Below are 22,899 nucleotides of genomic sequence, written 5' to 3' on the forward strand. Positions count from 1 at the left end.
GCCGGCCCCGCGTCCGGCCGCTCCACCGCCGACCGCCCGAACGGCCACAGGATGAACCCGGCAAGCCGGAACGACGCGATGCCGAACGGGATCGTTGCCGGGCGCTCCGGTTCGCGCGGCGAGCGTGCTGCGGTTCCGGCTTCCGACCGGGGTGGGAGCGGCGCAGTCGACGGAGCTCTCCCGGGACCGGGACGCTGCGGTGAGCGGCGTGGTCGGGGCCCCGACCACGCCGGACAGCGGCGAACGCCGGCCCAGTCCAGGGAGCGGGGCCCCGCAAACGCGCCACGCCCCGCCGGGCGTGCGGCGATCGGTGGGGGTGTTCGCTCAGCCGTCCTTCGGCTACTCGGTGATCTGGATGAGCCGCACCGGGCAGAGCGAGGCGGTCTGCCTGACCAGCGTGTGCAGCGCCGCGGGTGGCTCCTCCTGGAGCAGTGTCACGATGCCGTCGTCGTCCTGGTCGAAGACGTCGGGGGCGCGCATGACGCACTGGCCGGCCGACACACACCGGTCGGGGTCGACGCTGACACGCATAGTGGTTGTACCTCGCTCTGTGGGGTGAACTTCGGTGGAGTGGACCTCTGTGGGCTGAACGGTCACCAGGTGACGGGGAGCTCGTGGACGCCGTAGACCAGGGCCTCGTCCTTGAACTTGAGCTCGGACACCGGGACGGCCAGCTTGAGGCCGGGGATGCGCCGGAACAGGGTGCCGAAGACGACTTCGAGTTCGATCCGGGCGAGGTTCTGGCCGATGCACTGGTGGATGCCGTAGCCGAAGGCGAGGTGGCTGCGGGCCTCCTCGCGGCGGATGTCGAGGGTGTCGGCGTCGGGGAAGACGCTCTCGTCGTGGTTGGCGGAGTTGTTGAGCGGCAGGATGCCCTCGCCTGCCTTGATGACGGTGCCGTCGATCTCGATGTCCTCCAGTGCGACCCGGGCGGTGCCGGAGTCGGAGATGCTGAAGAACCGCAGCAGTTCCTCCACCGCGCCGGGCAGCAGCTCGTGGTCGGCCTTGACGGCGTCGAGCTGCTCGGGGTGCTCCAGCAGGCCGAGCACGCCGAGCGAGATCATGTTGGCGGTGGTCTCGTGCCCGCCGACCAGCATCAGCCGGGCCATGGTGACGATGTCGGTGTGGTCGGCGATCGGCTCTTCGCGGTTCTTCTCGATGAACCGGCTGATCAGGTCGTCGCCGGGTTCGGTCTCCTTGGCGGTGATCAGCCTGTCCAGGTACATGTCCAGGCCGACGACCGCGGCGCCGTACTCCTCCGGGCTGATGTCGTGGTTCATCATCAGCGCCGACCACTCCTCGAACTGCGGGTGGTCCTCGTACGGGACGCCGAGCAGCTCGCAGATCACCAGCGAGGGCACCGCCAGCGAGAGTGCGGCCACCAGGTCGACCGGTCCGCCGGCCGCGAGCATCGCGTCGATCCGGGCGTCCACGATCTCCTGGATCCGGGGGCGCAGCGCGCGCATTCGGCGGGCGGTGAACTCGGGGATCAGGTAGCGGCGCTGGGCGGTGTGCTCCGGCGGGTCCATGGAGAGCAGCATGAGGCGGACCTCGCGGAGCATCTCCTCGGGGATGTGGAACTGGTGCGGGTAGCCGGGCAGTTTGAGGTTGGAGCTCACGCGGGAGTCGCCGAGCACCGTCTTGACGTGCTCGTGCGTGGTGACCAGCCAGGCCGGCTTGCCGGTGACCTTGAGTACCGCCTGGGAGATCGGCTCGTTCTCACGGAGCTTGGCGTACTGCGCCGGCGGGCTGAACGGACAGGTGCGGGTCATCGGGAAGTTCGGCAGTTCGGTCGCCAGGTGGTCCTGGGTCATGGTGCCCTCTCGGAGTCGGGTTCGACTGGTCGGATCGATCCGCCTGGGTCACCAGGTGACGGGCAGTTCGTACATGCCGTAGACGATGGCGTCGTCCTTGAACTTGAGCTCGGACATCGGGACGGCCAGCTTGAGGCCGGGGATGCGCCGGAACAGGGTCTCGTAGACCATTTCGAGTTCGATCCGGGCGAGGTTCTGGCCGATGCACTGGTGGATGCCGTAGCCGAAGGCGAGGTGGCTGCGGGCCTCGCGGCGGATGTCGAGGGTGCCGGCGTCGGGGAAGACGCTCTCGTCGTGGTTGGCGGAGTTGTTGAGCGGCAGGATGCCCTCGCCTGCCTTGATGACGACTCCGTCGATCTCGATGTCCTCCAGCGCGACCCGGGCGGTGCCGGCGTCGGAAATGCTGAAGAACCGAAGCAACTCCTCGACGGCCTTGGGCAGCAGGGTGGAGTCGGCCTTGACCGCGGCGAGCTGGTCGGGGTGCTCCAGCAGGGCCAGAGTGCCCAGCGCGATCATGTTGGCGGTGGTCTCGTGGCCGGTGACCAGCATCAGCCGGGCCATGCTCACGATGTCGGCGTGCTCGACGGAGGGCTCGGCGCGGTTGGCCGCGATCAGCCGGCTGATCATGTCGTCGCCCGGCGTGGTCTCCTTGTTGGTGACCAACTGGTCGACGTACTGGTCGAGTTCGTAGTGCGCCAGGCCGCGCTCCGCGTCGCTGATGTCATGGTTCATGATCTGGCCGGCCCAGTGCTCGAAGCGCGGGTGGTCCTCGTAGGGAACACCGAGCAGCTCGCAGATCACCAGCGAGGGCACCGGCAGTGCGAGTGCGGCCACCAGGTCCAGCGGGCCGCCCTCGGCCAGCATCGCATCGATCCGGGCATCCACGATCTGCTGGATCCGGGGGCGCAGCGCGCGAATCTGGCGCAGGCTGAACTCGGGCGCCAGCAGCCGGCGCTGGACGGTGTGTTCGGGCTGGTCCATGGAGAGGAAGGTGAGCGGGACGGCCTGCAGCATCTCCTCGGGCACCGGCACCTGCAGCGGGTAGCCGGGCAGCTTGAGGTTGGCGCTCACCCGGGAGTCGCCGAGGATCTTCTTCATGCTCTCGTAGGTGCTGACCAGCCAGGTGGGCTTGCCGTTGACCTTGAGGACCGCCCGAGAGATCGGCTCGCTCTCACGGAGCTTGGCGTACTGTGCCGGCGGGCTGAAAGGGCAGGAACGCGGCATCGGGAAGGCCGGCGGCTGGGCGGCCGGACGTTCTTGGTCGGCAGTCTGGGTCATGGTGCCCTCTCGAACTCACTGGAACGAACTCATTCGAACCCGCATGCGTCGGAACTCGCGTGCGTCGCATGCGCGAGCACGCTGATCCGGGCACGCTGATCCCGGTGTGAGGAAGGCCCCCGGCGCGAAGAAGCCCTCCGCCCCTCCGCGCGAGGAAGGCCCCGGTGCGAGGAGAACCCGGGCGCGTGGAGCGGCCATCCGTACGGCGCATTCGACCGCTGTTCGCACGTTAGGCGGCCCGATCACCGCACCACACCCCCTGCCGACCCCTACCGCGTGGCCTGTGTCGCGACCCGGGCCGATCCGGCTCGCGCCCCTGCTGGGCTAGGGGCCGCTAGGGGTCCAGTCGGGCCGTCGCAGCGCGTTAGCGTCGGGACCGGATCACTTGCCATGCACCCCGAACACGTCTGTCGACTGAGGTGGTTACCGTGCCCCTGGAGCCCAGCGCCAAGGGAACCGTCCCGTTCGGGGAGTACCGAACCTGGTACCGCGTCACCGGCGACCTCCGAGCGGAGAAACCGGCCGTGGTGGTGGTGCACGGCGGTCCCGGCAGCACCCACGACTACCTGCTGCAGCTGACCGAACTCGCCGAGCAGGGCTGGCCGGTGGTGCACTACGACCAGCTCGGCAACGGTGGCTCGACCCATCTGCCCGACAAGGGCGCCGACTTCTGGAAGACCGACCTCTTCGCCGCCGAACTGACCAACCTGCTGAGCGAACTGGGCATCGCCGACAACTACGTGCTGTTCGGCCAGTCCTGGGGCGGCCTGCTCGCCGCGAAGCACGCGATGACCCGGCCGGCCGGACTACGCGGCTTGGTGGTGGCCAACTCGCCCGCCTCCTACCCGCTGTGGCTCAGTGAGATGGCCGTGCTGCGCGCGCAGCTGCCGTCGGACGTGCAGGAGACCCTGCTGCGGCACGAGGCGGCCGAGACCTTCGAGTCGCCCGAGTACCTGGCCGCCATGCGGGTCTTCTACGACCGTCACGTGTGCCGGATCCTGCCCTGGCCGAAGGACTTCCTCTCCTCCTTCATGGAGATCTACAACGACCCGACCGTGTACTACACGATGAACGGGCCCAACGAGTTCCACGTGATCGGCACCCTCAAGGACTGGTCGATCATCGACGAACTGGACGCGATCCGGACGCCGACGCTGCTGATCAGCGGCAGGTACGACGAGGCCACCCCGGTGACGATGCAGCCCTACTTCGACCGCATCCCCAACGTGCGTTGGGAGATCTTCGAGAACTCGAGCCACTGCCCGCACCTGGAGGAGTCGGATCGCTTCACCGAGGTGATGGTGGGCTTCCTGAAGGAGCTGGCGCAGCCGGTGCGGGAGAGCCGGTCATGACGAAGCGAACAGCGATGATCTTCCCCGGTATGGGCCCGGCCACCTTCGACGACGTCGGCCGGTTCATGGTGGCCAACCGCTTCGCCAGGGAACTGGTCACGGTCGCCGACGAGGTCCTCGGCTACTCCCTGGTGGACGCCTTCCGCGAGGCCGAGGGCGACTACTCCGAGGCAGCCCAGGTGGCCTTCCTGGTCAACTGCCTGGCCAGCGCCGACTGGGCGCAGGATGCCCTCGGCGTCGAAGCCGAGGCCGTCCTCGGCCCCAGCTTCGGCGAGAAGGCGGCGGTCGCCTTCGCCCAGTCGCTCCCGATGCCCGAGGCCGTGCGGATGACCGCGGAACTCGCGCGCTGCATGGACGAGTACTTCAGCCAGGAGCACACCGACATCGTGGTGCTCTCCTTCGTCCGTACTCCCGAGGAGAAACTGGGCGAGATCCTCGCCGAGCTGGACGAGCAGGGCGAGTGGCACGACATTTCCTGCTACATCGACGAGGGCTTCTACATGCTCTCGCTGCGCGAGTCCCGGGTGGAGTGGATGCAGCAGCGGCTGCGCGCGATCGGTGGGATGCCGCTCTACACCATGCGTCCGCCGCTGCACTCGGGCGCCTTCGCCGGGCTGCGGGACAAGGCCGAGCGCGAGGTGCTGTCCACCCTGCACTTCACCGACCCGAAGCTTCCGGTGGTGGCCGACCAGGACGGCGCGCTGCTCACCACGGCCGAGCAGGTGCGCACGATGCTGCTGGACAGCATCGTGCGTCCGCTGCGCTGGCCGGACGCGGTGGCCGGTCTCAGGCGGCTCGGCGTCGAGCGGGTCTGTGTCGCGGGCCCTGACAGCCTGTTCGGCCGAGTCCCGTGCACCACGGGGAACTTCGAGGTCGTGCCGGCCAACCCCCGGCTGGCGATGACCCCCAGGCGCCGGTCCGCCGTCGGCTGAGCGCCGAGGCGAGGGTCCGGCCCCTCCTGGAACGCACCTGGCAGAACGCGCCGACGCCGGTCGGCGCCGCCCGAGCACACCGGCGCCGCTTCGGCGCCGTCCGAGCACACTACGACGAGCAACGACAGTGATGGAGTGACCATGTGGGACGAGAAGTTCGAAGAGACCCTGCGCCGCTTCCTGCCCTTCCTGCCCCCGGGCGAGCAGTTGGAGAGCGACACCCCGCTGCGTGAGCTGGGCCTGGACTCGCTCGGCACCGTGGAGCTCCTGGGCAACCTGGAGGCGGCCTACGACGTCCGCTTCCTGGACGACGCGCTGACCCCGGAGACCTTCGAGACCCCCGCCGTGCTCTGGAAGGCCATGGCGGGCATGCTGATCGGCACCGAGGCCTGACGGGGCGGGGAGGGGCACGAAAGGGCCACCACGATGGATGACACCGTGGACCTCGCGCTGTCCGGGCGTTTCCTGCGCGGACTCGCCAAGTCGGCGGACCGCCCCGCAGTGCTGGCAGGCGGGACCAGCCTGACCTACCGGGAGCTGCACGAGCGCGCGCTGCTGCTGGCCGGTTCGCTGCTGGCCCACCTGCCGTCGCGGCCGGCGGCGATCGGCGTGCTGGCGGGCAAGGGCCCCTCGGCGTACGCGTCGATCCTGGCCGGCCTGTACACCGGGATCACCGTGGTCCCGCTGCAACCGGCCTTCCCCGCCGCCCGCACCCGGCAGATGATCGAGGCGAGCGGAGTCGGTGCGCTCATCGCCGACGACGACTCGCTGCCGGCCCTGGTCGGGCTGCGGGCGGAGGGCGTCGACCTCCCGGTGCTCTTCGCCCCCGGCGGTCAGCCGCAGCCGGCCGTACCGCTGGCGGCGGGCAGCGCGCTGTCCGCGCCGATGCCGGTGCGCGGCGAGGACACCGCGTACGTCCTGTTCACCTCGGGCTCGACGGGCCGGCCCAAGGGCGTTCCGGTCACCCACACCAACACCCATCACTACTTCGGCCTGCTCGACGAGCGGTATGACTTCGGTCCCGAGGACGTCTTCTCGCAGAACTTCGACCTCAACTTCGACTGCGCGATGTTCGACCTGTTCTGCGCCTGGGGAGCCGGTGGCACGCTGGTCGTTCCGCCGCCGCAGGCCTACCGGGACATGCCGCGGTTCATCGCGGACAACGGCCTGACCGTCTGGTTCTCCACCCCCAGCGCGATCGCGCTGGTGCGGCGGATGGGGGGTCTCGGGCCCGCCGGCATGCCCTCGCTGCGCTGGAGCTTCTTCGCCGGAGAGGCGCTGAGCTGCCAGGATGCGGGCGACTGGCTGGCGGCGGCGCCGGATTCGACGCTGGAGAACCTCTACGGGCCGACCGAGCTGACCATCACCGTCGCCGCCCACCGCTGGGCGGGCGATGACGCGCTCAACGGCATGGTGCCGATCGGTTCGGTGCACGGCGGACACCAGGTCCTGCTGCTCGGCCCCAGCGGCGAGGACGATGCCGTCGAGGGAGAACTGTGCATTGCCGGACCACAGTTGACTGCCGGATACCTCGATCCCGGCGACGACGTGGGGCGGTTCTTCGACCGCAACGGCCGGCGCTTCTACCGCACCGGGGACCGGGTTCGCCGGGCGGACGGTGGTGAGCTGCTCTACCTGGGCCGGGACGACGCGCAGGTGCAGGTGCTCGGGGTGCGGGTGGAGCTGGCCGAGGTGGACGCCGCGGTGCGCAGCTGCCCCGGCGTGCAGGACGCGGTCACCGTGGCGATCGCGGCTCAGGGCTCGGTGGAGCTGGTGGTCTTCCACACCGGCGAGGTCGTGCCGTCGGCTCAACTCGCCCGTGACCTGCGCAAGGTGCTACCGGTGGCGATCGTCCCCAAGCGCTACCGGCACCTGGCCGAGTTCCCGCTGAACTCGAACCGAAAGATCGACCGCAAGCAGCTCGCACTCCAGGCCGCGACGACATCCGATTGAGGCTCACGATGGAGAGGACGGACACACGCCGTGAGTGGTGACGCGATACCGCAGGCCGCGCCCGCCGTGCTGGTGCACGGTGTGCTCGACGAGGCGACGGCAGACGTCGCGCCCGGTGCCGTCGCGGTCAGCGACCGGGACGGGCGATGGACTTACCAGGAGCTCGGCGAGTACAGCCACGCGGTCGACGCGTGGCTGGAGTCGCGCGACGTGCGCCCCGGTGACCGGGTGCTGGTTCAACTGCCGAGCAACCGGGCGCTGGTGGCGCTGTTCTACGGCACGGCCCGGCGCGGTGCGGTGCTGGTGCCGCTGAACCCGGGCATGAAGGAGTACCACCTGCGTTCGGTGCTCGCCAACGCCGAGCCCCGGCTGGTGATCGTCGCCGACACTGCGGTGGACCGGATCTCCGGGCTCTCGCCGGTCGAGGTGCTGGGCTTCGGCGAGGTCTGGCCCGAGGTGACGGCTCTGCACGGTGCCGGCGCGCGGGCCTCGATCCAGGAGGTCGACGCCGACGCGGTCGCCGTCCTGGTCTACACCTCCGGCAGTACCGCCGCGCCCAAGGGTGTGATCTGCCCGCACCGTCAGATGGTCTTCGCCTCCAGGGCGATCAACCAGGAACTCGGCTACCGCCCCGACGACGTGGTGTTCTGCCGGTTCCCGATCTCCTGGGACTACGGGCTCTACAAGATCCTGCTCGCCGCGCTCGGCCGCTCGGAACTGGTGCTGGCCGACACCGACTCGGACCTGGTGCTGCTCAAGCGGATCCGTGAGAGCGGCGCGACCGTGGTGCCGATCGTGCCCTCGCTGGCGGCGATGATCTGCTCCCTCGCCGAGCGCGACCCGGGCGGCGAGTCCAAGGTGCGACTGTTCACCAACACCGGCGCCGCGCTGCCGAAGACCACGGTGGACGCGCTGCGCACGGCCTTCCCCGGCGTCGAGGTGGTCCGCCAGTTCGGCCAGACCGAGTGCAAGCGCATCTCGGTGCTGCCGCCCGAGTTCGAGGACGCCAAGCCCACCTCGGTGGGCCGTCCGCTGCCGGGCACCAGGGTGCTGATCCTCGACGAGGACGGCAATGAGGTGCCCACCGGCGTGGCCGGCGAGATCGTGGTCGAGGGCCCGCACGTGATGCCCGGCTACTGGCGGGCGCCCGAGCTCACCGCCAAGGCCTTCCGTACCGACCCGGTAAGTGGGCAACGGCGCTTGCACACCGGTGACTTCGGCAGTGTGGACGAGGACGGGTTCCTCTACTACGAGGGCCGTCGGGACGACATGTTCAAGCGCAAGGGCGTGCGGATGAGCACGATCGAGATCGAGGCGGCCGCGATGGACATCCCCGGTGTCCGGGCCGCAGCGGTGCTGCCGCCGACCGAGGACCGCGACCTCGCGGTCTGCGTGGTGGGCGACCTGGCGCCGCACACCGTGCTGCGAGAGCTGTCGCTGCGCCTGGAACCGGCCAAGGTGCCGGGCCTGTGCCGGATGGTCGAGGAGCTGCCGCTCACGCTGCACGGCAAGCACGATCGCAGGAAGCTCGCTCTACTCTTCGAAGGGGCCACCCCGTGACCGGCTACGCCGAGCTTGCCAAGCGCTTCGGTACTCCGTCGTACGTCTACGACCTGGACCGCGTCGCGGCCGCCCGACGCGACCTGTTCGCCGCGCTGCCCGAGGAGGTCGAGCTCTTCTACGCGGCGAAGGCGAACCCGCACCCCGAGCTGCTGCGCGAGATGCGCGCCGGCGAGGGCCGGCGCTGCCGGGCGGAGATCAGCTCCACCGGTGAGCTCGCCGCGGTTCTGAGCGCGAGCTTCCAGGGCAGCGAGATCCTCTACACCGGCCCCGGCAAGACCGAGGGGGAGCTGACCGAGGCGCTGAGCGCCGGGGTGCGGCACTTCTCGGTCGAGTCGCTGGGTGATCTGCGCAACGTCGGCGCGGTCGCCACCCGGCTGGGCGTGGTCGCCACCTGCCTTCTGCGGGTCAACAGCGCCAGTGCCAGCGCCACGTCCAGCATCCGGATGACCGGGGTGCCCTCCCAGTTCGGCTTCGACAGCGAGACACTGCCCGAGCTGCGCGAGCAGGTCTTCGACGTGCCGGGCACGGACGTGGCGGGCGCGCACTTCTTCCCGCTCAGCAACGCCAAGGACGAGGCGAGCCTGATCGGGGAGTTCCAGCACACCATCGCGGTGGCCGCCCGAGTGCAGGACGAGCTCGGCACGCGCTTTCGCTTCGTCGACATCGGCGGCGGCTTCTCGGTGCCGTACGCGGTCCGCGGCGAGCGGCCGGTGTACGGCAACCTGCGTGAGGCGATGGCGATTTCGCTGGACGAGTCGTTCCCCGGCTGGCGCAGCGGCGAGGTGAGGATCGCGGTCGAGTCCGGGCGCTACCTGGTCGGTGACAGCGGCACGCTGATGGTTGGCGTGGTCAACCTCAAGGAGAGCCGCGGCCGGCGCTTCGTGATCCTGGACGGCGGGATCAACACCTTCGGCGGCATGTCCGGGCTGGGCCGGATCATGCCGGTCTCGGTGCGCCTGGACGACGAGGGGGTCCCGCTCGACCAGATCGCCAGCCTGGTCGGACCGCTCTGCACTCCGGGCGATGTGCTCGGCCGCGACATCGAGCTGCCCGCGTTGGCGCCCGGGGACGTGGTGAGCATCCCCAACGCCGGCGCCTACGGTCCGACGGCCAGCCTGCTGATGTTCCTCGGACGCCCGGCACCGACCGAGATCCTGGTCCGCGGCGAGGAGTTGATCTCGGTGTCGCGGATCGAGCACGTCCGCGCCTACGAGCTCGGCCAGGAGCTGTGATGTCGCTGCCCGCAGAGCAGAACAAGGCCGTCGCCGCCGCGCAGAACCTTCCCGCCGTGGTCAGACGGGACGCGACGGTGATCGTCGCGGGCGGCACCTCCGACTCGCACACCTGGAATCTGGTCTTCCTGCAACTGCTGCTGGAGGAGATGGGGTTCGACGTGGTGAACCTGGGCCCCTGCGTGCCCACCGACCTGCTGGTGAGCGAGAGCCTGGCCCGCCGTCCGGTGCTGCTGGTGGTCAGCAGCGTCAACGGGCACGGCTTCCAGGACGGCATCCGGATGATCGGCAAGGTACGCGAGCGAGACGAGCTGAGCGCCGTCCCGGCGGTGATCGGCGGCAAGCTGGCCATCGCGGGCGCCCAGAGCGCCGATCAGCTGGCCGAGTTGATCGCGGCCGGCTACGACGCGGTCTTCGACGACGGGGCGGAGGGGATCGCCTCCTTCCGGCGGCTGCTCGACTCGCTCCCGCAGCGGGTGCTGACGTGACCGGGGGCGAGGTGGGCGGGCTCGGCGAGGTGGTCGGGTCCGGCGGGTACGGCGAGGTCGCCGGGTTCGGCGGCTTGGGCGCGTTCGTCCGCCGGGCGCACCGGGCGGGCGAACTCGTGGTGCAGCCCCGGATGGGGATGAGCGATCCGGCGCTGATGCGGGCCGGACTGCTGGCCACCAAGGGTGCCGCCGGCCGTACGGTCGGCACCGTCACCCTGGACAGCTACACCCGGGTGAACGACCTGGATTCCGCCGAGCTCGCCCTGCTGGAAGGCGTATCGCTCAACGGCTACCCGATCGTCAGCCATGATCCGGAGACCACCAGGGGGGTGCTGGACGGGATCCACGGCGCGGACTTCCCGGTGCAGGTCCGGCACGGCTCGGCCGCGCCGCTGGACATCTTCCGCGCGCTGATGACGGTGGGACTGGACGCCTCGGAAGGCGGTCCGGTCTCCTACTGCCTTCCGTACGGGCGCATCCCGCTGCGCGAGTCGGTGGAGAACTGGTCGCGCTCCTGCGACCTCTTCGGCCGGCTGCGCGAACTCGGGCGGGATCCGCACCTGGAGACCTTCGGCGGCTGCATGCTCGGCCAACTCTGCCCGCCCAGCCAACTGGTGGCGATCAGCGCGCTCGAAGCGCTGTTCTTCTACCAGCACGGGCTGCGCTCGATCTCGGCCAGCTACGCCCAGCAGACGCACCAAGGCCAGGACAAGGAGGCCGTGTTCGCGCTGCGCCGGCTCTGCGCCGAGCTGCTGCCCGAGGCGGACTGGCATGTCGTCATCTACGCCTACATGGGCGTCTACCCCACCACGCCGCACGGGGCGCTGGCGCTGCTGGGCGACGCGGCCGAGCTGGCCGCCTCCACCGGCTCGGAGCGGCTGATCGTGAAGACCGTCGCCGAGTCCGTGCGGATCCCGACGGTGGCGGAGAACGTCAGCGCGCTGGAGCACGCGGCCGCGCGTGCGGCCCGCACCGAGCGGGTCGCCGATGACGGCGCCGACTCGCAGACCTACGCGGAGGCCGCGGCGCTGGTCTCCGCGGTGCTGAACCTGGACCCGGACGTCGGGCGGGCGATGCTGCTGGCGTTCCAGCGCGGGTACCTGGACATCCCCTACTGCCTGCACCCCGACAACCAGGGGCGCACCCGCAGCTACCTGGACGGGGAGGGGCGGCTGCGCTGGGCGAACATCGGCAGGCTGCCGCTGGCCGGGGTGGTGGAGGCCGGCGAGTCCCACACCGTCACCTCTGGCGAGCTGCTGGGGTCACTGTCCTACGTCCGCTGGAAGTTCGACAGCGAAGCGATTGCCGCCGGGCGGAACCGTGCGTTCTCCGGCGGTGCTGCCTGAGCCCAGCCAGGCGCTGAGAGTGGCGCGGCGTGACGGGGGCGATGCGCGGCTGGGCGCAGCCGTCCCCGCGTAACTGTTCGTTTGCTAAACGGTCTTGGCCGGATGTGGGAGATGCGCGGATGAATGAGTCCAGTTCCGATTCAGTGTTGGCCCGGCTGCTGGCCGCTGCCGCGCCGTCGGAGCACCGGAGGTTGGTTCTCGACCTCGTGAGCAGCGCGGCGGTCGCGGCGCTGAAGGCCGCACGCCCGGAGGCGGCCGAGACCTTGGACACCGCGCGTGCCTTCACCGAGCTCGGCTTCGACTCGCTGGCCTCGGTCGACCTTCAGGCCCGCCTGGTCGCGGCCACCGGTCTCGACCTGCCGGTCACCGTGGTCTACGAGTGCCCGACCCCGGTCGCGCTGGTCGATCGGCTGCTCGCCGCGGCGCTCGGCGCCGTCACCCCGGAACCGGCCCCGACCGCCAACCTCGGTGCGGCGGACGAGCCGATCGCGATCGTGGGCATCGGCTGCCGGTTCGCGGGCGGGGTGGACTCGCCGGAGGACCTGTGGCAGCTGCTGCTCGACGGCGGCGAGGTGCTCTCGGACTTCCCGAAGGACCGCGGCTGGGACCTTGAGCGGATGTTCGACGAGGACCCCGAGACCCCCGGCAGCAGCTATGTCAGGAGCGGCGGATTCCTCGACACGGCGACCGAGTTCGACGCCGACTTCTTCGGCATCAGCCCGCGCGAGGCGCTGGCCATGGACCCGCAGCAGCGACTGGTCCTGGAGACCGCCTGGCAGGCCCTGGAGCACGCCGGTGTCGACCCGCTGGCGCTGCGCGGCACCGAGGCCGGGATGTTCTTCGGTGCTGAGGTGCAGGAGTACGGCCCGCGGCTGCACGAGGCCCCCGACGGCCTCGACGCCTACCTGATGACCGGCAACGCGCCCAGCGTCATCTCCGGGCGGGTGGCCTATGTGCTCGGCGCGGTCGGCCCCGCGGTCACCGTGGACACCGCCTGCTCGGCCTCGCTGGTCGCGATCCACCTGGCCTGCCAGTCGCTGCGCGCGGGCGAGTCCTCGCTGGCGCTGGCCGGCGGCGTCGCGGTGATGGGCGGACCCGGCGTCTTCACCGCCTTCAGCCGGCAGCGCGGCCTGGCCCCCGACGGCCGGTGCAAGGCCTTCGCGGCCGCGGCCGACGGTACGGGCTTCGCCGAGGGCGTCGGCGTCCTGGTCCTGGAGCGGCTGTCCGAGGCGCGGCGCAACAACCACCAGGTGCTGGCCGTGGTGCGCGGCTCGGCGGTCAACCAGGACGGCGCCAGCAACGGGCTCACCGCACCCAGCGGCACCTCGCAGCAGCGGCTGATCCGCCAGGCCCTGGCCAACGCCGGTCTGCGGGCCGCCGAGGTGGACGCCGTCGACGCACACGGCACCGGCACCACGCTCGGCGACCCGATCGAGGCGAGCGCGCTGATCGCCACCTACGGGCAGGACCGGCCCGGGGACGCACCGCTGCTGATCGGCTCGGCCAAGTCGAACCTGGGCCACACCCAGGGGGCCGCCGGCGTGGCCGGCGTGATCAAGATGGTGCTGAGCATGCGCAACGGCTACCTGCCGAAGAGCCTGCACATCGACGCCCCGAGCCCGCATGTCAACTGGTCGGCCGGCGCGGTCGAACTGCTCACCGAGGGCCGGCCGTGGCCGCGGACCGGAGCGCCGCGCCGTGCCGGTGTCTCCTCCTTCGGCGTCAGCGGCACCAACGCGCACGTCCTGCTGGAACACGACGCCCAGGCCGAGGAGCCCGTCGCCGACCCCACCGGCCCCCCCGGTCCCGCCGACTCCGGTGTGCTGCCCTACGTCCTGTCGGCGCGCGGCGAGCAGGCCCTGCGGGAACGGGCCGCGGACCTGCTCCCGCTGTTGGACCGCGACGAGGTCCGACTCGCCGACCTGTCCTACTCGCTGGCCACGACCCGGGCCGGTCTGACGAACCGCGCCGCGGTCGTCGCAGAGGACCGCGGGGAGCTGCGCGCCGCCCTGAGCGCGATCGCCTCCGGTGCGACTCCCACGGGCGTCGCCGGCCCCGGCAAGCTCGCCTTCCTCTTCACCGGCCAGGGCAGCCAGCGCCTGGCGATGGGGCGTGAACTGCTCCCCGTCTTCCCGGTGTTCGCCGACGCCCTGGAGGAGGCCTGCGGCTACCTGGACCTCCAGCTGGAGCTGCCGCTCACCGAGGTGCTGTTCGCGGCCGAGGGCTCGGCCGAGGCCGCGCTGCTGGACCGCACCGAGTACGCCCAGCCGGCGCTGTTCGCGATAGAGGTCGCCCTGTTCCGGCTGGCCGAGAGCTGGGGCCTGCGCCCCGACTACCTGGCCGGGCACTCCATCGGCGAGCTGGCCGCCGCGCACGTGGCAGGGGTCCTCACGCTGGAGGACGCCGCCATCCTGGTGGCCGCGCGCGGCCGGCTGATGCAGGCGCTGCCGGCGGGCGGCGCGATGGTCGCGGTGCAGGCCGCCGAGGCCGAGGTGGCGCCGCTGCTCACCGGCCAGGTCGGCATCGCGGCGGTCAACGGCCCCCGCGCGGTGGTGCTCTCCGGCGCCGAGCAGGAGGTGCTGCGGATCGCCGGGGAGCTGGCCGCGGCAGGGCACCGGACCAAGCGGCTGCGGGTGAGCCACGCCTTCCACTCGCCGCTGATGGAGCCGATGCTTACCGAGTTCCGCCGGATCGCCAAGGTCCTGAAGTACGCCGCGCCGAAGATCCCGATCGTCTCCACGGTCACCGGCGAGCTGTGCACCGAGCAGTTGGCGACGCCCGAGTACTGGGTCGAGCACGTGGCCGCGCAGGTGCGGTTCGCTGACGCCATGGGCTGGTTGGCCGGCGCCGGGGTCGACACCTTCCTGGAGATCGGCCCGGACGGCGTGCTCTGCGCCATGGGCCAGGAGTGCCTGGAGGACTCCGCGGCGGTCTTCGCCCCGTTGCTGCGCCGCGAGCACCCCGAGCCGCGGCAGGCCGTGCTGGCCCTGGCGGCGGCCTACTGCGCCGGTGTTCGGGTGGACTGGGCCCGCTTCCACGCCGGTCGCGACGGGCGCCGGATCGACCTGCCGCACTACCCCTTCCAGCGCAAGCGGTTCTGGCTGGAGCCGGGATCGGCCCGGGCCGACCTCACCGACCTCGGCCAACTTCCCGCCAGCCACCCGCTGTTGAGTGCGGTGGTGGCCGTCGGCGCGGACGGCGTGGTGCTGACCGGACACCTCTCGTTGCGGGCCCGGCCCTGGCTGGGCGACCACGTCATCGCCGGACGGGTGCTTTTCCCCGGCACCGCCTTCGTGGAGCTGGCCGTGCGTGCGGGCGACCACGTGGGCGCGGGCGCGATCGAGGAACTCACCCTGGGCGCCCCGCTGGTTCTGCCGGCCGAGGGCGGCGTGGGCATCCAGGTCGCGGTGGGCGAGCCGGACGAGAGCGGGCGCCGACAGCTGACCATCCACTCCAGGGCGGACGGCGCGGACGCCGGGCAGTGGACCCAGCATGCCAGTGGTGTGCTGGCACCCGCCGCCGAGCCGCTGCCGCAGCCGCTGGACAGCTGGCCGCCGCAGGGTGCCGAGGAGGTCGACCTCGCGGGTGTCTACGAGACCCTGGCGGCCCAGGGCTACGGCTACGGCCCGGCCTTCCAGGGGCTGCGGGCGGCCTGGCGGCAGGGCGGCGAGGTCTTCGCCGAGGTCGCACTGCCCGTCGAACTCACTTCTGAGGCAAGCGAGTTCGGCGTGCACCCGGCGCTGCTGGACGCCGCCCTGCATGCCGCGGACCTGGGTGCCGAGCCCCGCGCAGAGGTGCTGGTACCGTTCGCCTGGACCGGAGTGTCGCTGCACGCCGCCGGTGCCGCCTCGGTGCGGGTGCGGATCTCCCACCCGGGCAAGGACACCCTCGCGCTCGACTTCGCCGACGCCACCGGTGTGCCGCTGGCCACCGTGCGGGGTCTGGTCTCCCGCCCGGTGTCGGACGACGAAGTCCTCTATGCGGTACGGCAGTTGCCGCTGGGCGTGCCGAGTGAGCCGGAGCTGCTGCGGATTGCGGCGCTGGAGGGCGACCTCGCTGACCTGGCCGAGCTGACCGGGCTCGCCGACCCGCTGCCGCAGGCAGTCGTGCTGCACGCGGTGGCCGGGGCCGAGGCCCTGCCGCTCGCGGCCAGGAACGCCACCGCCCGGGTGCTGCGGGTCCTCAAGGCCTGGCTGGCCGAGGACCGCTTCGCCGACTCCACGCTGGTGGTGGTCACTTCGCCCGCACTCGCCCAGGCGCCGATCCGCGGCCTGGTGCGCTCGGCGCAGGCGGAGAACCCCGGGCGCTTCGTTCTGATCGAGCACGCCGACCTGCCCACCGATGCCGAGTTGACCGCCGCTCTGGCCACCGGCGAGCCCGAACTGTCACTGCTGAGCGGTGAGTTCAAAGCCCCCCGGCTGGCCGTCCTGCCCTCGGCGGCGAACCCGAAGCCCCAGTGGGGGAGCGTCCTGATCACCGGCGGTACCGGCGGCCTGGGCGGGCTGCTGGCCCGGCACCTGGTCACCGAGCACGGTGTGCGCAGCCTGGTGCTGGCCGGACGCCGCGGCTCGGCGCCCGAAATCGAGGCCGAACTGAAGGAGTTGGGTGCCGATGTGGCCGTGGTCGCCTGCGACGTGAGCGACCGCGCCTCGGTGGCCGCGTTGCTGGCCGCCCACCCGGTCGACTCGGTGATCCACGCCGCCGGCACGGTGCGCGACGGAGTGATCGGCTCGCTCACCGAGGAGACGCTGGAGGAGGTGTTCCGGGCCAAGGTGGACGGTGCCTGCCACCTGCACGAGCTCACCGCCGAGCTCGACCTGAAGGCCTTCGTGCTGTTCTCCTCGCTCGCCGCCATCCTCGACGGCGCCGGTCAGGGCAACTACGCGGCGGCCAACGCGTTCCTGGACGCTCTGGCCGAGCACCGCGCCTCGCTGGGCCTGCCCGCCACCGCCCTCGCCTGGGGCCTGTGGACGGGCGAGGTCGGTATGGGCGCCGCGCTCGACGAGGCGACACTGGCCCGGATCGCCCGCTACGGACTGCCCGGACTGGATGCGGCGCACTCGCTGCGCCTGTTCGACGCCGCCGTGCGCACCGGCGAAGCCAGGGTGGTCCCCGTCGAGGTGGACGCCGCCGCCGTGCGCGACCGCGCGGACGGCATCCCCGCGCTGCTCAGCGGCCTGGTGCGGCCGGCCAACCGTCGGGCGTCGGCTGCCCGTGGTACCCGCGACCTGGCCGCCGACAGCGCGCTGAGCGCACTGCCCGCCGCCGAGCGGGACCGCACGCTGCTGGAGCTGGTCCGCACCGAGGTGGCCGCCGTGCTGCGGCACGAGAGTGCGGCGGCGATCAGCCCGACCCGGGCGTTCACCGAGATCGGCTTCGACTCGCTGGCCGCCGTGGAGCTGCGCAACCGGCTCAACTCGGCGACCGGGCTGCGGCTGCCAGCCACCCTGGTCTTCGACTACCCGTCACCGAAGACGCTGGCCGAGCACATCCGCGACACCCTGTTCGGCAGCGAGCCCACAGCGCCGGCCGCGCCCGTCGGCCTGGCCGCGGGGGCGGCCACCAGCCGTCAGGCCGGGGAAGACCCGATCGTGATCGTCGGGATGAGCTGCCGCTACCCCGGCGGCGTAGAGTCGCCTGAGGACCTGTGGCGCCTGGTTGCCGACGGCGTCGACACCATCGCGGACTTCCCCACCGACCGGGGGTGGGACACCGAGACGATCTTCGACCCGGAGCCGGGCGCGCCTGGCAAGACCTACTCCCGCGAGGGTGGATTCCTCTACCGGGCGGCGGAGTTCGACGCCGACTTCTTCGGCATCAGCCCGCGCGAAGCGGTCGCGATGGACCCGCAGCAGCGCCTGCTCCTTGAGGTCTCCTGGGAGGCCTTCGAACGCGCGGGCATCGATCCGGCGACGGTCCGCGGGACCGCGACCGGGGTGTTCGCCGGGGTGATGTACCACGACTACGGCAGCTGGCTCACCGACGCCCCCGAGGAGGTGGCCGCCTACTTCGGCAACGGCACCCTCGGCAGCGTGGTCTCCGGTCGTGTCGCCTACGCACTCGGACTCGAAGGACCGGCGGTCACCGTCGACACCGCCTGCTCCTCCTCGCTGGTCACCCTGCACCTGGCCGCGCAGGCGCTGCGTGGCGGTGAGTGCACGCTCGCGCTGGCCGGCGGTGTCACCGTGATGTCCACCCCCGACACCTTCATCGACTTCAGCCGCCAGCGCGGCCAGGCCGGCGACGGGCGCTGCAAGTCCTTCGCGGCCGCGGCGGACGGCACCGGCTGGGGTGAGGGCGTCGGCATGCTGGTGCTGGAGCGCCTGTCGGACGCCGAGCGCAACGGGCACCGGGTGCTCGCCGTGCTGCGGGGCAGCGCGATCAACCAGGACGGTGCCTCCAACGGCCTGACCGCCCCCAACGGCCCCTCCCAGCAGCGGGTGATCCGCCAGGCCCTGGCCAGTGCCGGGCTGTCGGCGGCGGAGGTCGACGTGGTGGAGGCACACGGTACCGGCACCACGCTGGGCGACCCGATCGAGGCGCAGGCCCTGCTCGCGACGTACGGCCAGGAGCACTCGGCGGACCGGCCGCTCTGGCTGGGCTCGATCAAGTCGAACTTCGGCCACACCCAGGCCGCCGCCGGCGTGGCCGGGGTGATCAAGATGGTGCAGGCGATGCGCCACGGCGTGCTGCCCAAGACCCTGCACGTGGACGCACCCTCGGACCAGGTGGACTGGACGGCGGGCGCCGTCGAGCTGCTCACCGAGTCCCGGCCCTGGCAGAGCGAGGGCGGCCCGCGCCGTGCCGCCGTCTCCTCCTTCGGCATCAGCGGCACCAACGCGCACGTGATCCTCGAAGAGGCGCAGCTCGGCGAGGACTCCCCGGCCACCGGCACCCCGCCCACCCTGGTGGCGCTGCCGATCTCGGCCCGCAGCCCCGAGGCACTGGGCGCCCAGGCCGAGCGGCTGGCCGGCACCGGCGAGCTCGCCCTGGCCGACCTGGGCCTCGCGCTGGCCACCACTCGCAGCGCGCACCCGTACCGCGCGGTGGTGCTGGCCTCGGAGCGCGCCGAACTCGACGCCGCCCTGGCGGCGTTGAGTGCCGGTACGGGCGCACCCGGGCTGGTCACCGGCACGGTCGACGAGGGCGGCCTGGCGTTCCTCTTCTCCGGCCAGGGCTCGCAGCGCCCCGGCATGGGACGCCAGTGGTACGAGACCTTCCCGGTCTTCGCCGAGCACTTCGACCGCGTCGCCGCCCACCTGGACCCGGCACTCGACCGCCCGCTGGCCGAGGTGGTCTTCGGCGCGGACGCCGAGCTGCTGGGCCAGACGGCCTACACCCAGGCCGCGCTCTTCGCCACCGAGGTGGCGCTCTTCCGGCTGCTGGAGTCGTTCGGCCTGCGCCCGGACTTCCTGGCGGGCCACTCGATCGGCGAGCTGGCCGCGGCGCACGTCAGCGGCGTCTGGTCGCTGGCGGACGCGGCGAAGGCGGTCGGTGCCCGGGGCCGGCTGATGCAGGCGCTGCCCGAGGGCGGCGCGATGGTCGCGGTGCGGGCGAGTGAGGCCGAGGTGCTGCCGCTGCTGGACGAGCGGGTCGGCATCGCGGCGGTCAACGGACCGCGCTCCGTGGTGGTCTCCGGTGACACCGAGGCGGTGCTGGAACTGGCGGCCCGCTTCGAGCGGTCCAAGCGGCTGACCGTCTCGCACGCCTTCCACTCGCCCCGGATGGACGGCATGCTGGCCGAGTTCGGCGCGGTGCTGGCCGAACTCGACTACGCCGAGCCGAGCATCCCGATCGTCTCCACCCTGACCGGCCGGCCGGCGAGCCCGGCGGAGCTGTGCACGCCCGAGTACTGGGTCAGGCATGTCAGGGAGAGCGTGCGCTTCGCCGACGGCATCGCCGCGCTGGCCGACCAGGGGGTCACCACCTTCCTGGAGCTGGGCCCGGACGCCGTGCTGAGCGCGCTGGGCCCGGAGTGCGTGGCCGACGACGCGCAGGCGGTCTTCGCCTCGGTCGCCCGCAAGAACAAGCCCGAGGTGGCGGAGCTGCTGGGCGCCCTCGCGCTGGCGCACACCCGCGGCGCCGCGCTGAACTGGCCCTCGGTCTACGGCGACTACACCGCTCGGGCGGTCGAGCTGCCGACCTACGCCTTCCAGCATCGGCGGTTCTGGCTGGACGCCCCGGCCGCCAAGGGCGACGCGGGCAGCCTGGGCCAGGCGCCGGTGGACCACCCGCTGGTCGGTGCCGAGATCCGGCTGGCCGCCTCCGACGAGGTGGTGCTGACCGGGCGGGTGTCGCGAGCCACCCACCCGATGCTCGCCGAGCACGCCGTCCTCGGCACGGTCCTGCTGCCGGGAACCGCGCTGGTCGATCTGGCGATTCGGGCCGGCGACCTGCTCGGCCTGCCGGTCCTGGAGGAGCTCACGCTCCAGGCGCCGCTGCTGCTGCCGGAGTCGACCGCCGTGCAGCTCCAGGTCGTGGCCGGGCGCGGCGGAGCCGTGCAGATCTTCTCCCGCCCGGCGGGATCCGAGGAGGCCGGCTGGACCGTCAACGCCACCGGCCTGCTCGCGGAGCGAGGCACCGCCCGCCCGGAGCCGTTCACCCAGTGGCCGCCGGCCGGCGCGACCGAGGTCGACGTCACCGGCCTCTACGAGCGGATGCGCGCCGAGGGCTACGAGTACGGCCCGCTCTTCCAGGGCGTCAAGGCCGCCTGGCGGCGCGGCGAGGAGGTCTTCACCGAGCTCGAACTCCCCGCCGCCGAACGGCCCGACGCCGCCCGCTTCGGCCTGCACCCCGCGCTGCTGGACGCCGCCCTGCACGCCACCGCCCTGCTGGACGAGGAGGGTGAGGAAGCACCGGCGGAGGGCAAGGTGCTGCTCCCGTTCGCCTGGAACGGGGTGGAACTGCACACCGGCGGCGCCTCGGTGGCCCGGGTGCGGCTGACCCGCCAGGACGGCGACGGCATCCGGATCGAGCTGGCCGACGGCGCCGGAACCCCTCTGGCCTCGGTCTCCTCCTTCGTGACCCGGCCGGTGGCGGCCGGCCAACTCGGCCCCCAGCAGGATTCGCTGTTCACTGTGGAGCTGACGCCCCGCCCTGAGCTGACCGCCCAGGGCGTGGGCAACCGGCAGTTCGCGGTGCTCGGTACCGGCGACCTCGGCCTCGACGTGCCCGTCCACCCGGACCTGACCGCGCTCGGCGACGCCATCCCGGACGTGGTGCTGCTGCCGGTGCCGACGGTTGCCGGCGACCAGGTGCCGACGGCAGTGCGCTCCGCCCTGCACACCGTGCTCGGCCCCGTCCAGGAGTGGCTGCGCGAGGACCGGTACGCCAAGGCGACGCTGGTGGTGCTGACCGCCCAGGGCCTGGCGGATGCCGCCGTGCGCGGCCTGGTCCGCGCGGCGCAGGCCGAGGACCCGGGCCGGATCGTCCTGGTGGACTCCGCGGGCCTGGGGGAGGACCCGCTCACGCTGCCGCTGCTGGCCGCCGCCCTCGACTCGGGCGAGCCCGAACTGGTGCTGCGCGAGGGCGCGATCCTGGTGCCGCGTCTGGCCAGGGTCCAGCTGCCGCAGGCCGACCAGGACGGCCCCGACTGGGGCACCGTGCTGATCACCGGCGGCACCGGCGGCCTGGGCGCGCTGGTGGCCAGGCACCTGGTGCGGCAGCACGCGGTCACCAGCCTGGTGCTGGCCGGACGCCGGGGCCTGCAGGCGCCCGAGGCACGGGAGCTGAAGGCTGAGCTGACCGAACTGGGCGCCCAGGTGGCGGTGGTGGCCTGCGACGTCGCCGACCGGGCGGCGCTGGCCGGGCTGCTCGCCGAGCACCCGGTGCGAAGCGTCGTGCACACCGCGGGTGTCCTGGACGACGCCCTGATCGGCTCGCTGACCCCCGAGCGGATCGACCCGGTGCTGCGGCCGAAGGTCGACGGTGCCTGGCATCTGCACGAGTTGACCCTGGAGCGGGAGATCAGCAGGTTCGTCCTGTTCTCCTCGGCGGCCGGAACCCTGGACGCCACCGGGCAGGGCAACTACGCGGCCGCCAACGTCTTCCTGGACGCGCTGGCCGAGCACCGGGTCGCGGCCGGCCTGCCGGCCACCGCACTGGCCTGGGGCCTGTGGGCGGGAGCCGGCGGGATGGGCGGCCAGCTCGCCGAGGCCGACCTGGAGCGGATCGAGCGTTCCGGCATCGGCGCGCTGGACCCGGCCGAGGGGCTGGCCCTGTTCGACGCAGCCCTGCGCGCCGAGCGTGCCACCCTGGTGCCGGCGCGTCTGGACCTGGCGGCGCTGCGCGAGCGCAGCGAGGCCCTCCCCGCCGTGCTGCGCGCTCTGGTGCGGCCCACCGTCCGCCGGGACGCGGCCACCGGCGCCGGCGGTTCCAGCGGTGCGGCCTCGCTGGCCCAGCGCCTGAGCACGTTGCCGGCCGCCGACCACGAGCACGCGGTGCTGGAGGCGGTTCGCTCGCAGGTGGCCGCCGTGCTCGGGCACGACGGTCCGGCATCCGTCCAACCCAGGCGTGCCTTCAGCGAGTTGGGTTTCGACTCGCTCGCCGCGGTGGAGCTGCGCAACAAGTTGAACGCGGTCAGCGGGCTGCGCCTGCCGTCCACGATGATCTTCGACTACGCCACCCCGGCGGCGCTCGCCGCGTACCTGCTGGACAGGTTGCGCCCGGAGCGGACCGAGCCGGCGGCCGAGGCGCCCGATGACGCCCGGGTGGCCGAGCTGCTGGCCGGCATCCCGGTGGCCAGGCTCCGCGAGTCGGGTCTGCTGGAGCGGCTGCTGAAACTCTCCGAGACCGCCCCCGCCGACCCGAAGCCGGCCGTGCCCGGCGCACCGGCCGAGTCCGGGGCCGACCGGACGTCGGCCATCAAGAACATGGACATCTCCGATCTCATCCGCACTGCGCTCGACCGTAGCGACGCCAAGTAATCAGGGAGCGACACCG

The 22,899-nt window shown here is 72.2% G+C and carries 12 protein-coding genes and 1 pseudogene; 9 read left to right on the forward strand and 4 right to left on the reverse strand.

What is annotated here, in order from left to right; translation table 11 throughout:
• The 4 genes and pseudogenes from ACWDBB_RS34365 to ACWDBB_RS34380 form a co-directional block, all read right to left on the reverse strand.
• Window positions 1–92, reverse strand: a pseudogene (locus ACWDBB_RS34365) (YccF domain-containing protein); the annotation flags it as partial.
• Between the two features lie 247 nt (window positions 93–339).
• Window positions 340–531 carry a ferredoxin gene (locus tag ACWDBB_RS34370; RefSeq protein ID WP_449793334.1) on the reverse strand — a complete coding sequence of 64 codons (192 nt, stop codon included), beginning with the start codon at window positions 529–531 and terminating at the stop codon, window positions 340–342.
• 62 nt (window positions 532–593) lie between these two features.
• Complete coding sequence (locus ACWDBB_RS34375; protein WP_449793335.1) at window positions 594–1,814, reverse strand: cytochrome P450; 1,221 nt, start codon at window positions 1,812–1,814, stop codon at window positions 594–596.
• A 48-nt stretch (window positions 1,815–1,862) separates the two neighbouring features.
• Window positions 1,863–3,092 (reverse strand): cytochrome P450, encoded by a 1,230-nt coding sequence (locus tag ACWDBB_RS34380; RefSeq protein WP_449793336.1) that lies wholly within the window; start codon window positions 3,090–3,092, stop codon window positions 1,863–1,865.
• A gap of 428 nt (window positions 3,093–3,520) precedes the next feature.
• Here ACWDBB_RS34380 and ACWDBB_RS34385 point away from each other — a divergent pair, with 428 nt between their 5' ends.
• The 9 genes from ACWDBB_RS34385 to ACWDBB_RS34425 all read left to right on the forward strand — a co-directional run bounded on the left by ACWDBB_RS34385 (window position 3,521) and on the right by ACWDBB_RS34425 (window position 22,883).
• A complete protein-coding gene (locus ACWDBB_RS34385; RefSeq protein ID WP_449793337.1) occupies window positions 3,521–4,444 on the forward strand; it encodes a proline iminopeptidase-family hydrolase in 924 nt (307 codons plus the stop codon).
• Complete coding sequence (locus ACWDBB_RS34390; RefSeq protein WP_449793338.1) at window positions 4,441–5,376, forward strand: ACP S-malonyltransferase; 936 nt, start codon at window positions 4,441–4,443, stop codon at window positions 5,374–5,376. Before ACWDBB_RS34385 ends, ACWDBB_RS34390 begins: the two co-directional genes overlap by 4 nt.
• Before the next feature lie 141 nt (window positions 5,377–5,517).
• Window positions 5,518–5,769 carry a phosphopantetheine-binding protein gene (locus ACWDBB_RS34395; RefSeq protein WP_380458481.1) on the forward strand — a complete coding sequence of 84 codons (252 nt, stop codon included), beginning with the start codon at window positions 5,518–5,520 and terminating at the stop codon, window positions 5,767–5,769.
• A gap of 33 nt (window positions 5,770–5,802) precedes the next feature.
• A complete protein-coding gene (locus ACWDBB_RS34400) occupies window positions 5,803–7,329 on the forward strand; it encodes an AMP-binding protein (protein ID WP_449793339.1) in 1,527 nt (508 codons plus the stop codon).
• 30 nt (window positions 7,330–7,359) lie between these two features.
• Window positions 7,360–8,889, forward strand: coding sequence for an AMP-binding protein (locus ACWDBB_RS34405; RefSeq protein WP_449793340.1), 1,530 nt, complete (start codon window positions 7,360–7,362; stop codon window positions 8,887–8,889).
• Entirely contained in the window at window positions 8,886–10,124 is a 1,239-nt protein-coding gene (locus ACWDBB_RS34410) for a type III PLP-dependent enzyme (protein ID WP_449793341.1), read from the forward strand. Before ACWDBB_RS34405 ends, ACWDBB_RS34410 begins: the two co-directional genes overlap by 4 nt.
• Window positions 10,124–10,612 carry a cobalamin B12-binding domain-containing protein gene (locus ACWDBB_RS34415; protein ID WP_402414003.1) on the forward strand — a complete coding sequence of 163 codons (489 nt, stop codon included), beginning with the start codon at window positions 10,124–10,126 and terminating at the stop codon, window positions 10,610–10,612. Before ACWDBB_RS34410 ends, ACWDBB_RS34415 begins: the two co-directional genes overlap by 1 nt.
• Window positions 10,613–10,641: 29 nt before the next feature.
• Window positions 10,642–11,958, forward strand: a complete 1,317-nt coding sequence (locus tag ACWDBB_RS34420; RefSeq protein WP_449793344.1) for a methylaspartate mutase — start codon at window positions 10,642–10,644, stop codon at window positions 11,956–11,958.
• Window positions 11,959–12,077: 119 nt separating this feature from the next.
• A complete protein-coding gene (locus tag ACWDBB_RS34425; RefSeq protein ID WP_449793342.1) occupies window positions 12,078–22,883 on the forward strand; it encodes an SDR family NAD(P)-dependent oxidoreductase in 10,806 nt (3,601 codons plus the stop codon).
• Window positions 22,884–22,899: the final 16 nt, after the last annotated feature.

The sequence above is a fragment of the Kitasatospora sp. NPDC001095 genome, from assembly GCF_053598615.1.

Excerpts from the sequence above, each read along its gene's own strand:
- ACWDBB_RS34370 (WP_449793334.1), bottom strand. The coding sequence starts at position 531 with ATGCGTGTCAGCGTCGACCCCGACCGGTGTGTGTCGGCCGGCCAGTGC.
- ACWDBB_RS34375 (WP_449793335.1), bottom strand. The coding sequence starts at position 1,814 with ATGACCCAGGACCACCTGGCGACCGAACTGCCGAACTTCCCGATGACC.
- ACWDBB_RS34380 (WP_449793336.1), bottom strand. The coding sequence starts at position 3,092 with ATGACCCAGACTGCCGACCAAGAACGTCCGGCCGCCCAGCCGCCGGCC.
- ACWDBB_RS34390 (WP_449793338.1), top strand. The coding sequence starts at position 4,441 with ATGACGAAGCGAACAGCGATGATCTTCCCCGGTATGGGCCCGGCCACC.
- ACWDBB_RS34395 (WP_380458481.1), top strand. The coding sequence starts at position 5,518 with ATGTGGGACGAGAAGTTCGAAGAGACCCTGCGCCGCTTCCTGCCCTTC.
- ACWDBB_RS34400 (WP_449793339.1), top strand. The coding sequence starts at position 5,803 with ATGGATGACACCGTGGACCTCGCGCTGTCCGGGCGTTTCCTGCGCGGA.
- ACWDBB_RS34415 (WP_402414003.1), top strand. The coding sequence starts at position 10,124 with ATGTCGCTGCCCGCAGAGCAGAACAAGGCCGTCGCCGCCGCGCAGAAC.
- ACWDBB_RS34425 (WP_449793342.1), top strand. The coding sequence starts at position 12,078 with ATGAATGAGTCCAGTTCCGATTCAGTGTTGGCCCGGCTGCTGGCCGCT.